Origin of the sequence: Pseudomonas chlororaphis subsp. aurantiaca, assembly GCF_013466605.1 — a bacterium.
In the GTDB taxonomy this organism is placed as follows: Bacteria; Pseudomonadota; Gammaproteobacteria; order Pseudomonadales; family Pseudomonadaceae; genus Aquipseudomonas; species Aquipseudomonas chlororaphis_I.
The window spans coordinates 6,645,159-6,660,106 of the sequence record NZ_CP059162.1 but is presented as its reverse complement, the minus strand read 5'-3'; the positions used below and the strand labels follow the sequence as shown (position 1 = coordinate 6,660,106).

Genomic DNA, 14,948 nt, shown 5'->3' with positions numbered 1-14,948 from the left:
GGCATCCCGCTGTAGCTGCAGGAGCCCTCGAGCTCATGCCGCTACAGGGAATCCTGGGCGGCCTGGAAGTTATCCCGCGCGACAGGCTCCGCACCTTCCCGGCGAATCATCCGGCGCATCTTCCATTCGAAGGCCAGGGTCAGGCTGATGGCGGCACATGCCAGCCCCGATGCCAGGCCCCACCACACGCCGGTCGCGCCCCAGCCCAGGGTGAAGGCCATCAGCCAGGCCGCCGGCGCACCGATCAGCCAATAGCAGCCCAGGCCCACGAGGAAGGTGGTCTTGGCGTCCTTGAGCCCGCGAATCGCACCCATGGCGATGGTCTGTGTGCCATCGAACAGCTCGAACCAGGCCGCGACCGCCAGCAGGCTGACCGCCAGGTTGATCACGTCGCGAAAGGCCGGGTCGTCATGGTCGAGGAACAGCCCGATCAACTGGTTCGGCAACAGCCAGAACACCATGGCGAAGCCCAGCATGGCCGCGCCACCAAAGGCGATCCCGACCCGCCCGGCCATGCGCGCGTGCAACAGCTGCCCGGCGCCGTAGTGCTGGCCGATGCGCATGGTGATCGCGTAAGAGATCCCGGCCGGCACCATGAAGGCCACGGAGACGATCTGCAGGGCGATCTGGTGCGCCGCCAGCTGGGTGCTGCCCATGGTGCCCATGCACAGCGCGGCGAAGGCGAACAGCCCGACTTCCACCGCGTAGGTGCCGCCGATGGGCAGGCCCAGGCGCCAGAGTTCCCGCAGGTATTGGCGATTGGGCCGCGCCAGGCCCTGGCGCAGCGGGTAGGCGGCATAGGCCGGGTGGCGCTTGATGTGCCAGGCCAGTGCCAGGGCCATGCAGTTGGCGACGATCGCGGTGACCAGGCCGATCCCCACCAGCCCCAGTTTCGGCAGGCCGAACATGCCGGTGATCAAGGCGTAATTGAGCAGGAAGTTGGCCACCGTGCCGCCCAGGCTGATGACCATCACCGGCGTGGCGCGGCCGATGGCGCTGGTGAAGCCGCGCAGGGCCATGAAGCTCAGGTAGCCGGGCAGGGCGAACGGCAGGATCAGCAGGAACTGACCGGCGGACTGCACGTTGGTTTCGGTCTGGCCGAACAGCAGCAACACCGGCTTGAGGTTCCACAGCAGCAGGCCGGCGACCAGCGCCATCAGCCACGCCAGCCAGAGCCCGGCCTGGGTCAGGCGCGCGGCGCCTTCGATGTCGCCGGCGCCCTGGCGAATCGCGACCAGGGTCCCGACCGCCGCGATCACGCCGATGCAGAAGATCGACACGAACGAATAGGTGGCCGCGCCGAGACCGCCGCCGGCCAGGGCTTCCGGGCTCAAGCGGGCCATCATCAGGGTGTCGGTCAGCACCATCAGCATGTGCGCCAACTGTGAGGCGATCAGCGGCCCGGCCAGCCGCAGGATGGCCCAGAGTTCGGTGCGTGCTGGATGCTGCATGGTCATCGGTCTCGATACGGGGGAGGCAGTTAAGAGGCTTGATTCTCGGCGCTCTCGGCGACTTTCACAAAGGGATAAAAACGATTGGTGGCATGATTAAAACTCATGCTTTGCCGATTCTGGTAAGTTGGCGCCATTGCGCCTGTGGAGTGCTGCCATGCCCCGTCGTCTTCCGCCCCTGTATGCCTTGCGTGCCTTTGAAGCCGCGGCGCGACACAGCTCGTTCACCCGCGCGGCGGAGGAGCTGTCGATCACCCAGAGCGCGGTCAGCCGGCATATCCGCACCCTGGAAGATCACTTCGCCTGCCGGCTGTTCCAGCGCAGCGGGCGCAACCTGCAACTGACCGAGGCCGCGCGCCTGCTGTTGCCGGGTATCCGCGAAGGCTTCACTGCCCTCGAGCGCGCCTGCAATACCCTGCGCGCCGAAGACGACATCCTGCGCATGAAGGCGCCCTCGACCCTGACCATGCGCTGGCTGCTGGCGCGCCTGAGCCGCTTCCGCCATCTGCAGCCGGGCAACGAGGTGCAACTGACCAGCGCCTGGATGGACGTCGATTCGGTGGACTTCAACCAGGAGCCTTTCGACTGCGCGGTGCTGCTGAGCAACGGCCACTTTCCGCCGGACTGGGAGGCCAGCTACCTGTTTCCGGAATTGCTGATCCCGGTGGGTGCGCCGAACCTGCTCAACGACCAACCGTGGGACGTGGCGCGACTGGCCGCCACCGAGTTGCTGCACCCGACTCCGGATCGCCGCGACTGGCGCAACTGGCTGGAGCGCATGGGGCTGTCCGAGCAGGTCTCGCTCAAGGGCGGGCAGGTGTTCGACACCCTGGAGCTGGGCATGATCGCCGCGGCCCGGGGCTACGGGGTTTCCATGGGCGATCTGCTGATGGTGGCCGAGGATGTGGCCCAGGGACGGCTGAGCCTGCCCTGGCCGACGGCGGTGGCCAGTGGCGAGAACTACTACCTGGTCTGGCCCAAGACCCGGCCTGGAGGTGAACGTTTGCGCCGCCTCAGCGATTTTCTCCAGAACGAGGTCCGGGCCATGCAACTGCCCGACGTAGAGCGCCTCGGCTGAAACAATGAAGGCCCCACGGCAAGGGGCCTGCGCGATACCCGTGCAACTCGCTCAAGTATTGAGCGACGCCGCCGAATCCTTGGAAGTGGAACCTTCGTTCTGATCGGTTCCGACATCTCATTCTTATTAGAACCATTGCCGAGCGTGTGACGCGATCAGGACGATCCGGTCTCTCGGCCAGGAGTTGTCATGCCTCAACCTCGTGCCCGGATCGCCTCGCAGCTTGGTCTCGCACTCGCCGTGGTACTGGCGATCGTGATCAGCGGCAGTACTGTCTTCGCCCTGCGCTCGCTGGACGCCGCCAACCTCGACACCCGGGAAGAACACCTGGCCAGTGAGGCACGGCTGCTGGCCGACCAGCTCAATACCTTCCACAGCACCCTGCGCGAAAGCACCCAGCGCCTGAGCGGGCTGTTCGAAAAGCGTTTCAGCGGCGGCCTGAGCCTGCACCCGGACCAGCCGGTGACCGTAGCCGGTACCCAGACCCCGGGCCTGCATCTGGGTGACGTAGTGCTGAACAACAACTTCGAGGAAGTTGACGAGTTCAAGCAGATGACCGCCGGCGTGGCGACCGTGTTCGTGCGCAGTGGCGACGACTTCATTCGTGTCAGCACCTCGCTGAGCAAGCAGGATGGCAGCCGCGCGATTGGCACCCTGCTGGACCACGCGCACCCGGCCTACCAGAAACTCATGGCGGGGCAGAGCTATGTCGGCCGCGCGCTGCTCTTCGAGCGCCTGTACATGACCCAGTACACCCCGGTGCGGGACAGCGCCGGCAAGGTGATCGCGGTGCTGTTCGTCGGCTTCGACTACACCGACGCGCAGAACGCCCAGTTCGACAACCTCAAGCGCTTCCGCATCGGCCAGACCGGTTCCCTGGCGTTGCTCGACGAGCAGCATAAATGGCTGGTTCCGCCGGCTGGCGTACAGGCCCTGGAGCAGGCGGGGACGACCATTACCGAACTGGCCAGGCAGCCGGGCAAGGGCCGCTTCTGGAGCGACAAGAGCGAGGATTTCTACAGTGTCGCCGTCCCCTTCGAAGGCGGGCCCTGGTCGGTGGTGGCGAGCATGCCGAAGCCCGAAATCCGGGCGGTGACCTGGAGCGTCGGTACGCGCCTGGTCATCGGCAGTCTGTTGGCGATGCTGCTGGCGGTGGGCGCCACGGTCTGGCTGCTGCGCAGCAAGCTTGCGCCCCTGGGTGATCTGGTGCGCCAGGCCGATGCTTTGGGCAAGGGTGACCTGAGCGCGCGCCTGAATGTTTCCAGCCAGGATGAGATCGGCCAGTTGGCGGGCAGCTTCAACCAGATGGGCCAGGCCCTGTCGACCATGGTCGAGCACATCCGCAAGGCCGCCGAGGAGGTCAATGGCCGGGCCCAGGCGCTGTCCGGGTTGTCGAGCGGGGCATACGAGGGCATGGAGCAGCAGTCGGGCGAGATCAGCAGCATGGCCGGGGCGGTGGAGGAGTTCAGCGCCACCTCGCTGAACATCGCCGACAACATGGGCAACACCGAGCGCCTGGCCCAGGAAAATACCCAGCAGACCCGGATCGGCCGCGCCTCGATGGAGGAGGCCTCGGCCTCGCTGGAGCAGATCGCCGGCGCCTTGAACAGCACCGCGACGGTGATCAATACCCTGGGCCAGCGCTCCGAGGAAATCGGCGGCATCGTCGGGGTGATCACCGCGATTGCCGACCAGACCAACCTGCTGGCGCTCAACGCCGCCATCGAAGCCGCGCGCGCCGGCGAACAAGGTCGCGGCTTTGCCGTGGTCGCCGACGAAGTGCGCAACCTGGCCTCGCGGACCCGTGAAGCCACCGACGAAATCTCGGGGATGATCAACAGCATCCAGCAGGAAACCGGCAACGCCATCGCCACCATGGAGCAGGGCAATGTGTTGATGCAGGAAGGCCTGTCGCGCAACGCCAATGTCGCCTCGGCCCTGGCGCGCATCGACGAGCAGAGCCGCTCGGCCGGCCAGCAGTTCGCCGCGATCACCACCGCGACCCAGGAGCAGAGCAGCACCGCGACCCTGCTCAGCAGCAACCTGCAAAGCATTGCCCTGGCCAACAGCGAACAGCGCGAAGTGGTGTCGAACCTGGCGATCACCGCCAAGGAACTGGAGAAGCTGGCGGCGGACTTGCGCCAGGAAGTCGACCGCTTCCGCTGACAGCCTCGCGGGCAAGCCTCGCTCCTACAGGGTTACGGCATCTGTAGGAGCGGCCGGTCGACGCTCGATTGCCCGCGATCACGTCAGACCGACCGCCTTATCCCTCGGCCTTCTCCCCCAACCCAGGGTCCACCCGCTTGCCGATATCCCGCAGGCGCGCCAGTTGATCGACCATGGTCGGTGCTTCATCCAGGCTGCTGACAAAGGTCCACAGATAGGTCATCACCGCATACACATGCCCGGCCTTGACCCCCTCGGTCAGGGCCAACTGGCTGATGGCGATCACGAACAGCAGCGCGGCCGCCGAGCCGAGCAGCAGATAGGCCGCCGCCTCGCGGTCCGACAGCCAGATCCGCAGCCGCGACAGTAGCCGGTAGTGCCGTTGCAGGGACGTGGCCCCGACCTTGGCCACCAGGCCGATTTCCTTTTCCAGCCGGTCGTTGAGGCGCTCATGCAGTTCCTGATTGCGCCGGGCAAAGCGCGGCAGCAGGGTGATGCACAGCAGCAAGGCCACCAGGCAGGCCAGGCCGACCCAGGGTTCGATCACCAGTAGCATCACTGCCGCGCCGACAATCGAGACCAGCGCGGTGGCGATGGTCGGTACATGTTTCTCGAAGAAGTCGACGAACTCCCGGGCCAGCACCACCCGCGCCGCGGCGGTGGAGGTGCTCTGGTTCTGCAGGCGCTGGTTGAGGATCACCGGCACCGCCAGGTCGGCGTAGATCCGCGTGAAGGTGCGGGTATCCACCGCCCGCCGCGCAGCCCCGACCACCCAGAACCCCAGCACCACCAGCGCATAGACCAGGGCACTGCCGGCGTCGCCGCGAATGATCGAGTCCACAGCGAACCCGGCAAACAGCGGGTAGGCCAGCAGTAGCGCGTTCTCCAGCGCCACCAGCGACAAGGTGCAGAACAGCTTGCCGGGGTAGGCGCGGGCGATGGCTTTCAGGGTCTGGCTGGCGGATTGCTGGCCGATTTTTTTGCTTTCATCGATCAGGACTTGCGGGGTAACGGCTGGCATGAGTGCACCGGATGGAAGATAAACGCTATTATTGAGCGACTGCTCAATGGTATTTGAGCGATCGCTCAAAACGCAAGCGCTATCCATCCACCGGCGTCCCGAGGTAATGCCCGCATGTCCCGTACCGACCGCAAAGACCAGATCATCGCCGCTGCCCTGGAGCTGTTTCTCAGCAAGGGCTTCGCCGCGGTTTCCACCCGCGATCTGGCGGACCACGCCGGCCTGTCCCGTAGCCACATCTATCACTACTTCAGCGACTGGAATGAATTGCGTCGCGAAGCCTTCGTGCGTTTTGCCAACGAGCAACTGGACGCCGTAGGCGCGCCCCTGGTTGGCTTGCCGCCGCTGGAGGCCCTGCACGGATTCCTGCGCGATTGCCTGCCGGTTTCTGCCGAAGACAGCTGGGCGCTGTGGCTCGATGCCTGGGATGAAGCCATGCACGACACCGCGCTGGCCGAGGCCTACCAGAGGGTGGATGAGCAGTGGCAGGCCATGCTCGCCAGCATCATCGAAGCCGGCGTGCAGGCCCAGGTTTTCCAGTGCGCATCACCCGCACGCGCAGCCCGGCAGATCTTCGCCCAGATCATGGGCTATGCCGACGGCCTGTTGTTGCGACCCTCGGCCGAGGCCGCCGCAGCGGCAATGGATGAGGTGATGGAAGTGGTCGAGCTGTTATTGAAGATTCGCTGAGCACTGGAGAGGCGTTCGAGTGTGCCGGCTGGTTGCGGAAATTAGGTTGCTGAAACGATTCATCAGCGCTATAAAAATCCCACAACTCCAATAAAGGCACACGCCCATGACACCGCTCAGACTGCTGGTCGCTCTTTCCGCGTTCACCGCTGCTTCCCACGCCATGGCCTGGGACTATGTCCTGCTCGATACCGACAAGGCCGCCCAGGACTTCCATATCACCAGCCAACAGCTGGGAGTAAAGACTGAACAACCCTTTTCCGTGACCCTGCGCACCCTGCATGGCGGGCGTCAGGAGGGGGTGAGCATTGTCTATATCGACAATGGCGCGATGAAGCTCTCGGTGGTGCCGACCCGTGGCATGAACGTGCTGCAGGCCTCCATCGGTCCGGTGCGCATGGGGTGGGATTCGCCGGTCAAGGAAGTGGTCAACCCGGCGTTCATCGAGCTCAACGGTCGCGGCGGTCTGGGCTGGCTGGAAGGTTTCAACGAGCTGGTGACCCGCTGCGGCTATGAGTGGGTCGGGCATCCGGGCATGGATAACGGCGAGCTGCTGACCTTGCACGGTCGCGCGGCGAACATCCCGGCGAACAAGGTCACCCTGCATATCGACGAGAAGCCGCCATACGCCATCAGCCTGCGCGGCGAGCTCAAGGAACAGGCGTTCAAGAAGGTCGATTTCTCGGTGGCCACCGAGCTGGTGACCGAGCCGGGCAGTGTCAGTTTTGCCCTCAACGACATCCTGACCAACAACGGCGACTACCCAAAGGAATACCAGGCGCTGTATCACAGCAACTTCAGCACGCCGTTCCTCGAAGAGGGCGCGAAGTTCGCCGCACCGGTGAAGCAAGTATCGCCTTTCAATGACAAGGCCAAGGGCGACCTCGCCGATTGGCAGACCTACCGCGGCCCGACCCGGGACTACGACGAGACCGTCTACAACGTGGTGCCTTATGCCGATGCCCAGGGCGACACCCTGACGGTGCTGCACAACAAGGCCGGCACCCTCGGTGTGGCGGTGGGCTTCAATACCCGGCAGTTGCCGGTGTTCTCCCTGTGGAAAAACACCGATACCCAGGGCCAGGGCTACGTGACCGGCCTGGAGCCCGGCACCAGCTTCTCCTACAACCGTCGCTACCAGCGCCCGCTGGGCCTGGTACCGACCATCGAGGCCAGGCAGAGCAAGCAATTCCAGATCCGCTACAGCCTGCTGGCCGACAAGGCGGCTGTGGATAAGTCCCTGGCCGAGATCAGCCAGATCCAGAACGGCCGGCAGACCGAAGTACGGCCGACGCCGCTGGTGGACCTGAGCAAGGAGTGATCCTCTTTAGCTAGCGGCCGGCCGGTATTGCAGCGCCTCGGCCAGGTGCTCGCGGCTGATCTGCTCGACCTGCTCGAGGTCCGCCAGGGTGCGGGCGACCTTGAGCAGGCGGTGGGCGGCGCGCAGGGACAGGGTCAGGCGTTCGCAAGCGGTTTCCAGCCAGCGCTCGTCGGTTGTGGATAACTGGCAATGCCGGCGCAGGCCCGGCAGGTCGAGAAAAGCATTGGCGCAACCCTGGCGTTGCTGTTGCCGCTCCCTGGCGCGGGCCACCAGGGCCGCGGCTTGCGCGGTGTTGTCCCCAGCTTGTGGCTTGGGGTTGAGGGCTGTGCTTTCCCGGGCCACGGTCAGATGCAGGTCGATACGGTCGAGCAGCGGCCCGGAGAGCTTGTTGCGATAACGCTGGATCTGCTCCGGTGTGCAGCGGCAGCGGCCACTGGGCTCGCCAAGATATCCACAGGGACAGGGGTTCATCGCCGCTACCAGCTGGAAACGCGCGGGAAAATGCACCCGGTCACGGGCCCGGGCGATGACGATCTGCCCCGACTCCAGCGGCTCGCGCAGGACTTCCAGTACCTTGCGATCAAATTCCGGCAATTCATCGAGGAACAGCACACCGTGATGGGCAAGCGTGATTTCCCCGGGTTGCGGCTTCGAGCCACCCCCCACCAGCGCTGGTCCAGAAGCCGAGTGATGAGGTTGACGGAAGGGCCGTTGCGGCCAATGGCTCAGGGGAATGTGGCTGGTGACCGACTGGATGGCAGCCACTTCCAGGGCCTCCTGCTCCTCCAGCGGCGGCAACAGGCCGGGCAGGCGGCTGGCCAGCAAGGTCTTGCCGGTGCCCGGAGGGCCGCTGAACAGCAGGTTGTGCGCACCGGCCGCGGCCACCAGCAGCGCGCGTTTGGCGGCCAGTTGGCCCTGTACTTCATTCAGGTCGGGATAGGGTCGGTTCTGGTAGAGAAGGCCGTCCGAGGCGTAGGGCTCGATCGGTGTATGGCCGTTGAAATGTGCAACGGCTTCCAGTAAATGATCGACTGCGATCACCGTCAGTCCTGACGCCAGGCAGGCTTCCTCGGCATTCGCGCGCGGCACCATCAGCGTGCGTCCGGCCTGGCGCGCGGCCAGGGCCGCCGGCAGCACGCCGCGCACCGGACGAACCGCGCCGGACAGCGCCAGCTCGCCCAGGCATTCGACATTCTCCAGGGCCAGGGTCGGCACCTGCACGCTGGCGGCCAGTATGCCCAGGGCGATTGCCAGGTCGAAGCGCCCGCCGTCCTTGGGCAGGTCGGCCGGGGCGAGGTTGAGGGTGATGCGCCGGGCCGGAAAATCGAAGCCGGCATTGAGAATGGCGCTGCGCACCCGGTCCTTGCTTTCCTTGACCGCCGCTTCGGGCAGGCCCACCAGGGTCAGGGCCGGAAGGCCGTTGGCCAGATGAACTTCGACCGACACGGCTGGCGCTTGCACGCCGGTCTGGGCACGGCTGTGGACAATGGCCAGAGACATGACTCGTTCCTTGAGACTGGGAAACCGCATCCTGCGGTTGTGCAAGCGTAGCCCCGGTGTGCGCTGGCCGGGGCACTGCCGCGCCGGTAAATCGGCTCAGGATGTTGCGGCGGCCGGCTTAGCCGCGCCAGTCGTGGGACCAGCCCGGTTGGACGATGCGTTGTTCGTACAGGGCGATGTCCGTCTGATTGTCGACTTCCACCCAACCGCCGCGAATGGCCACGGTGGCGATAGCGGTGCCGGCCTGGAGCAGGGCGCGCAGCAGGCTGGTCATGTCCAGTTTGTCGATCTGCGGGGCGCTCATGCCGGACAGCAGCGCCCGGACCTGGCTCCAGCCTTCGGGGGTGAATTTCAGCAGGCCCATGTATTGGCCCTCGATTTCTTCGCGGCTGGCGACCTTTTCAGCAATGCCCAGTAGCCGGCCGGCCTGTTGGCGGAAGCTTTCGGCATCGCTGAGGGGATCATCGAAACGCGCCGACCACAGGTCCCACCAGTCGAGGTCGTAGGTGATGCTCAGGGGCGCCTGGGAGGCCATCAGGTCGCGGACGATATCCGGGCGATAGACGATGTCGCCGTAGCACACCAGGGTCGGTTCGCTGGACAGCAGGGCATCGGCGCGCATCAGGCTGCGCACCATGTTGCTGCTGGCCCAATGCGGGTTGTACAGCCGGCTCTGGCCGTAGCCTTCAAGGGCTTCGCTGCAATAGCCGCTGACCAGATGCACCTCGTCGACCCCGGCGTTTTTCAGGGCTTGCAGCTGCCATTCGAGCAGCGGCTTGCCAGCCAGGCAGGTCAGGGGCTTGGGTAGTGCGGCGGTCAGGTCTTTCAGGCGGGAGCCGCGGCCGGCGGCGAGAATTACGGCTTTCATGTCAGGTCACTCAAAGAGCCATTGGCACAGTTGTCGATCGGCTTCGTCCAGCGCTGCTTCGCGCTCGGGATGCCACATGATGCCGGCCACCTTGAGGCTGGTATGCACCAGGGCCTCGCAGGTCCCGGCAGCGTCCAGGGCCCAGGGGCGCAGGGTGGCGGGCAGCGGGTCGAGCAACTGTTTGCCGTGGAAGGAATTGACCGAGCGCGAAGCGGCCTGGCCCGGTAGCCAGGGCAGCTCGTCGGCGGCCAGCAAGGTGATGAGGTGGCGTTGCGCGACGTGCACGTCGCGGTCGGCATCGGCCAGCCGGCCACCGAAAAAGCTGTGGATCAGTTGCAATCCACGGCAGACCCCCAGCACTGGCAGCCGCTCGGCCACGCAGTGGGCCAGCAGCGCCTGTTCGCTCTGATCGCGCAACGGGTCGCCGCCGAGGTCGTCGCCACCGCTGAAGATCACCCCTTGCACGCCCTGGTCTTGGGCGTAGGCCACGGTGTCCTCGCCCAGATTGGGCAGCAGCAGCCATTGGTTGCCACAGCCGAGTTCGGTAAAAAAGCGGTACCAGTCCCTGGCCAGGCCATCGCGCGGTTCGTGATAGGCCTGCGGGTTGCAGGTTCTCAGGGTGATGCCCAGGCGTTTCATGGCTGCACCGGGTTCAGGGTCTTGTCGCGACAATTGAGGGCGATGCGCGGGCTGCGCAGGATTCGATTGAACAGCTGTTCGCCACAACCGATGGCCGCAGGAATGCCGAATTCGGCGCAGCGGATGGCCATGTGCGAGTTGGCCCCGCCGTATTGGGTGACCAGCCCGGCGATACCGCGGGTGAAGACCCAGTCGTAGCCGGGGTCGGCATTTTCGATGCAGACGATCTTGCCCTTGAGCGGCGCCGAGGCTGGGGTGTCCTGACGCAATTCCATGCCGACGGCTTCGACGTTCTGCCGGGTGATGAAGTTGGGCAGGCTGCGATGCAGCGGTGCGACGAACACATCGTCGACCGCACTGATCAGGTGCCCGAGCTTCAGCGAGATACCCTGTTCATAACTGCGTCGCGCCTGGCTGGCCGCTTCCAGCAGGACCCGGTCGGTGTCGTCCATTAGCGGCGTGGTGAGGCTGTCGAGCAGCGGGTGGATATCGAGAAAGGACAGGTCTTCCCTGGCCAGGCCAACGTCGGCGCCCCAGCTCACCAGCAGTTGCAGGGCATCGGACAGGTCCCGGGTGAACACCAGCTTGGCGTATTCCCGGGCCTGGATGGCCTGGCTGGCATAGTCCAGCAGGTGTTCGGTCGACAGCGGCCAGCCTTGTTCGTCGATCAACTGCTGCAGGGCCTGGCGTTCTTCAGGCTGCAGTTGGAAGGCTGCTTGCGAACTCTTGCCATGACCCAGCTCGACGGTCGCGGCAGCGAACAGGTCGTGGCGTTCGTCATAACGCAATGAGGTGATGTCGTAAGTACCGGGGCGCAGATGGCCGAATTTGGCGACAAAGGCCGGCAGTGTCCGGACGTCAGCGCAGACCTGGGCGTATTCGCGCGTCAGTTCGGTAGTGACGGTGTGGATCGACTGCTTCCAGGCCAGCAGGCGCTCGTTGCTCAGGGCGCCACGGCGGCAGGCCGAGCGCAGCAGGGCTTCGGCGATGAATGCATGCCGGGCGAGCATGGCGAACGGCAGCGTGCCTTGCTCGCGGCAGTCCAGCAGCAAGCGGTGGATGCTGTCGAGGTCGGCTGGAATGGCGTCGAGACGGCGGCTTTGCTGCTGGCGCTCATGAGCGCGCACCTGGTCCAGCAAGGGCGGCAGCGCGCCGGCGCCGTTACTGCATAGCGCCCGCAGCGTCAGCTGATCGAGGGCCGTGCGATAGGCCCTTTGTTCGGCGGCGCTGAGGCTGTCGCCATAACGCTCGGCGAAGTCGGCATCGAAAGTGAAGTCCAGGCAGGTCTGGACGACTTCGAACTCGACCTTGTCGTGCCATTGCGGGTGGGCCTGCAGGCGCTGCAGCCAGGCGTTGACCAGCCTGTTGCACAACTTCGGCTCCAGGCCTGCCGGCAGGAACGAGTTGAAGCTGCAGCGCACGTCGATATACGGGTGATGGCCGAGCATCACCATCAGCGCCTGGTGCCGCGGGTGGTGATAGCCCATCAGGGCGCGGGCTTCGCGCCAGGTCGAATCGGTCACCAGGCGCCGATACAACGAGGCCGCCAGCGGGCGCGGAGTGGTACCGATGATTTCCGCCGGGTTCCAGTCGGGCATCACCCCCAGCAGGGTGCTGTCGCCATACAGGCCGGCCTGGGGCGCCAGGCGTTTGCCCAGGAAGCGCTGGATGTGCTCGAGCTGGCGCGCCACCCGCCGTTCGGTGACCGGATGCCAGGTGTTGCACAGGGTGATGCGCCGCACCTGCAGCACATACACCTGCTGGTGGCGGTCGACGGCGAACTCGATGTCCAGCGGCACGTTACCGCAGAGCATTTCCAGCTCCCGGCAGGCATCGATCACCGCCTGCAGGCGTGGGGAGCGCAACTGGGGGCTCTCGGTGTCACGGTAGACCAGCACGGTTTTCTGGATGCCCTGGCCGCCGGTGATGGTATCGGTCAGGCCGCTCTCGTCGTCGTAGTTCACCACGTAGTAAGGGGCGCCATGCTCCAGGTCGTGGGTCATCACCACGCCGCTCATCTGGATCGAGGTCAGCATCGGCTGGACCAGGACCTGGTTGTCCTCGCAGCGGTGCTCGGCGAAGGACGCAATCACCTGTTCGATGGCCGCGTTTAGGGCCCGTGGATCCGTGGCGCTGACGTTCAGGCAACTGGTGAACAGGCCGGCCATAGAGCTGTTGAAGCTGTCTTCGTTCTGCGCGCTGCTGCGCACGATCACGCAACCGCCATGCTCTATCCTGGCGATGTTCTGCAGCACGTCCGCTGGGGCATCAAGCCACTGCCGCGCGGTGAAGAAGTACAGCGGCAGGATCCGCGAGCGGGTGACCCGCAGCTGCAGGCGCTCCAGGGTTTCGGACTTGGTCCCGAAACGAATGGTGTTCGCGGCGGCCTGGTTCATGGCGCGTCCTCGTGCTTGTCCACCGCCAGCAGGGCCAGGTGCTTGAGCAGCGGGTGAATGATGAAGTACGGCGGTTTCTCGGCCTCGGCCGGCAGGGGCCGCAGGGCCTGGGCGCCTTCGCGACGCCAGTGGCCAAGGACTTGCACCAGCAGGTCGGCGCGGATCGCGTTGTCATACAGGTAGTCGACGTCCATGCCTGGCGGCGGCAGCGGATAAGCCTTGCGCGCCAGCACCGGGCCGGTGTCGATCTGCTCGTCGAGCAGCAGGGCGCTGGCGGCGCACTCGCGCTGTTCGATGATCTGGTAGTACAGGGTGGTGCTGCCGCGATAATCCGGCAGCCAGCCGGAGTGGATATGCAGCACCGGGTAACGACTCAACAGGGCCGCCGGCACCAGTTGCCCGCCGTACCCAGAGTAGACCAGCAGGTCCGGTGCCTGGCGTGCGATAAGCGCGAGCAACTGCGGGTCGTCGAGAGCCTGGGCCGGGCATACCTCGTGGGGCCAGTCCAGGGTGGCCAGGCAAGTGTCGATGTCCTGGTTCAGGTCCGGGCAGAACAGTCCCGCGAGTGGCTGTACCTGCAACTCGCGGGTGGTTTGCAACGCGCCGCCGCCCTGGCCATAGACAATCACCGCGTCAGGTTCGATACCGGCTGCCGCCATGCCTTGCAGGTAGGCGACCGAGCGCGCGGTGCGGGCGCAGAGGATCAGCAGGCGGGCGCGACTCATAGGCCGGCCTCCCGGGCGACTGTGGCCAGCACCTGTTGTTCCTGGGTCAGCAGCCAGGCCAGGTAGGCGCCCTGGTCCGGGTCGAGGCGGCCCTGCTGCGACACCAGGGTGTCCGTCAGCTTGAGCAGGCCACTGAGGTAATAGGCCGCGCCGCTTGCCTGCCAGCCGTGCAGCATGCACTCGGCCAGCAGTAGGTAAGGCGGTACGGACCCATAGCTGCCGTAGGGCAGCGGACGGTGCGGAGCCGCGGCTTCGTAGCCGGTATACAGGCGTTTGCTCACTTCGAATTTCTTCAGCAGGCGCGGCAGCCAGTAGGCCGCCAGCGGGCCGGAGACTCCGGCGCCCGCGCGCATTTCCAGGCACAGGTGGCTCAGCAGCGCCGTGCTGTCCGCGGCGTGCGCCGGGCCTTGTGGATGCAGCGTGGGCAAGGCCGGCGTCGGCAAGTGGGCGCACACAGCCAGGCGCGAGGTGCGCCAGGCATCGACTAAGGCTTCGCCCTGGAAGCTGCTGTAACGGTAGGTCTGCGGGTTTTCCAGCAGGTCCCCGTCGCTGTAGGTGTAGTTCAGCATGACGGTGGATACCCACAGAGCTGGCGAATGCGGTCCACGTAGCCAGGAATATCGTCGGGCTCGTGACGGTTATGCAGCACCAGGTCCGGGCATTGTGGCGGCGGGTATTCGATGTCCACGCCCACCACATTGCTCTGCTCGCCCCGCAGGGCGGACTGATACAGCCCCTTGTTGTCACGGCTGATCAGGGTGCTCAGCGGCACATCGACGAACACTTCCCGGTAGCTGGAGAAACGCTGGCGGTTGTCGTCGCTGATGTCCTGGAACATCGACAGGATGCAGCAGACCACATCGATGCCCTGGCCATCGAGCCAGCCACACAGGGCCTGGATCCGCTCGGCGTTGACCCGGCGTCCGGCAACGCTGTAGGCGTCCGCCCGCTGGTCATGGCGGAACAGCGCGCGAATCTCGTCGCCGTCGACGAACACGGTCTGCGGCCGTTGCGCTTTCAGGCTGGCATACAGGGCCCGGCCGATCGTGGTTTTGCCTGCTCCTGACATGCCGACCAGCCAGATCACCATGGT

At 65.5% G+C, this 14,948-nt stretch carries 13 protein-coding genes; 4 read left to right on the top strand and 9 right to left on the bottom strand.

The genetic code is table 11. From position 1 onward, the window contains the following. Positions 1-41 precede the first annotated feature (41 nt). Entirely contained in the window at positions 42-1,451 is a 1,410-nt protein-coding gene (locus tag H0I86_RS30590; RefSeq protein WP_180923253.1) for a NorM family multidrug efflux MATE transporter, read from the bottom strand. Positions 1,452-1,608: 157 nt separating this feature from the next. Here H0I86_RS30590 and H0I86_RS30585 point away from each other — a divergent pair, with 157 nt between their 5' ends. Further along, positions 1,609-2,529: a LysR substrate-binding domain-containing protein gene (locus tag H0I86_RS30585; RefSeq protein ID WP_009051546.1), complete on the top strand. Its 921-nt coding sequence runs from the start codon at positions 1,609-1,611 to the stop codon at positions 2,527-2,529. Between the two features lie 189 nt (positions 2,530-2,718). Next, on the top strand, positions 2,719-4,695 hold the full coding sequence (locus H0I86_RS30580) for a methyl-accepting chemotaxis protein (protein WP_180923252.1): 1,977 nt from the start codon (positions 2,719-2,721) through the stop codon (positions 4,693-4,695). 97 nt (positions 4,696-4,792) lie between these two features. On the opposite strand, the gene H0I86_RS30575 is transcribed toward H0I86_RS30580, so the two are convergent. Continuing rightward, a complete protein-coding gene (locus H0I86_RS30575; protein ID WP_180923251.1) occupies positions 4,793-5,716 on the bottom strand; it encodes an ABC transporter six-transmembrane domain-containing protein in 924 nt (307 codons plus the stop codon). Between the two features lie 114 nt (positions 5,717-5,830). On the opposite strand from H0I86_RS30575, the gene H0I86_RS30570 reads away from it, so the two are divergent. After that, the gene (locus H0I86_RS30570) at positions 5,831-6,406 is read left to right on the top strand and encodes a TetR/AcrR family transcriptional regulator (protein WP_180923250.1); all 576 of its coding nucleotides are present in this window, start codon (positions 5,831-5,833) and stop codon (positions 6,404-6,406) included. 106 nt (positions 6,407-6,512) lie between these two features. Continuing rightward, positions 6,513-7,727, top strand: coding sequence for an aldose 1-epimerase family protein (locus H0I86_RS30565; protein WP_180923249.1), 1,215 nt, complete (start codon positions 6,513-6,515; stop codon positions 7,725-7,727). A 6-nt stretch (positions 7,728-7,733) separates the two neighbouring features. Here H0I86_RS30565 and H0I86_RS30560 read toward each other — a convergent pair whose 3' ends face one another. From H0I86_RS30560 to H0I86_RS30530, 7 genes are all read right to left on the bottom strand, one after another. Next, the gene (locus H0I86_RS30560; RefSeq protein ID WP_180923248.1) at positions 7,734-9,227 is read right to left on the bottom strand and encodes a YifB family Mg chelatase-like AAA ATPase; all 1,494 of its coding nucleotides are present in this window, start codon (positions 9,225-9,227) and stop codon (positions 7,734-7,736) included. Between the two features lie 118 nt (positions 9,228-9,345). Next, entirely contained in the window at positions 9,346-10,095 is a 750-nt protein-coding gene (locus H0I86_RS30555) for a phosphocholine cytidylyltransferase family protein (RefSeq protein ID WP_180923247.1), read from the bottom strand. A gap of 6 nt (positions 10,096-10,101) precedes the next feature. Next, complete coding sequence (locus H0I86_RS30550) at positions 10,102-10,734, bottom strand: gamma-glutamyl-gamma-aminobutyrate hydrolase family protein (RefSeq protein ID WP_180923246.1); 633 nt, start codon at positions 10,732-10,734, stop codon at positions 10,102-10,104. Beyond that, complete coding sequence (locus H0I86_RS30545) at positions 10,731-13,130, bottom strand: PEP/pyruvate-binding domain-containing protein (protein ID WP_180923245.1); 2,400 nt, start codon at positions 13,128-13,130, stop codon at positions 10,731-10,733. The genes H0I86_RS30550 and H0I86_RS30545 overlap by 4 nt, the downstream gene beginning before the upstream one ends. Beyond that, the gene (locus H0I86_RS30540) at positions 13,127-13,855 is read right to left on the bottom strand and encodes a formyltransferase family protein (protein ID WP_180923244.1); all 729 of its coding nucleotides are present in this window, start codon (positions 13,853-13,855) and stop codon (positions 13,127-13,129) included. Before H0I86_RS30540 ends, H0I86_RS30545 begins: the two co-directional genes overlap by 4 nt. Then, complete coding sequence (locus H0I86_RS30535; protein WP_180923243.1) at positions 13,852-14,424, bottom strand: hypothetical protein; 573 nt, start codon at positions 14,422-14,424, stop codon at positions 13,852-13,854. The genes H0I86_RS30540 and H0I86_RS30535 overlap by 4 nt, the downstream gene beginning before the upstream one ends. Next, a complete protein-coding gene (locus H0I86_RS30530; RefSeq protein WP_180923242.1) occupies positions 14,418-14,945 on the bottom strand; it encodes an adenylyl-sulfate kinase in 528 nt (175 codons plus the stop codon). The genes H0I86_RS30535 and H0I86_RS30530 overlap by 7 nt, the downstream gene beginning before the upstream one ends. Between the last annotated feature and the right edge of the window lie 3 nt (positions 14,946-14,948).

Coding starts and splice junctions, on each gene's coding strand:
- H0I86_RS30590 (WP_180923253.1), bottom strand. CDS start 1,451: ATGCAGCATCCAGCACGCACCGAACTCTGGGCCATCCTGCGGCTGGCC.
- H0I86_RS30585 (WP_009051546.1), top strand. CDS start 1,609: ATGCCCCGTCGTCTTCCGCCCCTGTATGCCTTGCGTGCCTTTGAAGCC.
- H0I86_RS30580 (WP_180923252.1), top strand. CDS start 2,719: ATGCCTCAACCTCGTGCCCGGATCGCCTCGCAGCTTGGTCTCGCACTC.
- H0I86_RS30575 (WP_180923251.1), bottom strand. CDS start 5,716: ATGCCAGCCGTTACCCCGCAAGTCCTGATCGATGAAAGCAAAAAAATC.
- H0I86_RS30570 (WP_180923250.1), top strand. CDS start 5,831: ATGTCCCGTACCGACCGCAAAGACCAGATCATCGCCGCTGCCCTGGAG.
- H0I86_RS30565 (WP_180923249.1), top strand. CDS start 6,513: ATGACACCGCTCAGACTGCTGGTCGCTCTTTCCGCGTTCACCGCTGCT.
- H0I86_RS30560 (WP_180923248.1), bottom strand. CDS start 9,227: ATGTCTCTGGCCATTGTCCACAGCCGTGCCCAGACCGGCGTGCAAGCG.
- H0I86_RS30555 (WP_180923247.1), bottom strand. CDS start 10,095: ATGAAAGCCGTAATTCTCGCCGCCGGCCGCGGCTCCCGCCTGAAAGAC.
- H0I86_RS30550 (WP_180923246.1), bottom strand. CDS start 10,734: ATGAAACGCCTGGGCATCACCCTGAGAACCTGCAACCCGCAGGCCTAT.
- H0I86_RS30545 (WP_180923245.1), bottom strand. CDS start 13,130: ATGAACCAGGCCGCCGCGAACACCATTCGTTTCGGGACCAAGTCCGAA.
- H0I86_RS30540 (WP_180923244.1), bottom strand. CDS start 13,855: ATGAGTCGCGCCCGCCTGCTGATCCTCTGCGCCCGCACCGCGCGCTCG.
- H0I86_RS30535 (WP_180923243.1), bottom strand. CDS start 14,424: ATGCTGAACTACACCTACAGCGACGGGGACCTGCTGGAAAACCCGCAG.
- H0I86_RS30530 (WP_180923242.1), bottom strand. CDS start 14,945: ATGGTGATCTGGCTGGTCGGCATGTCAGGAGCAGGCAAAACCACGATC.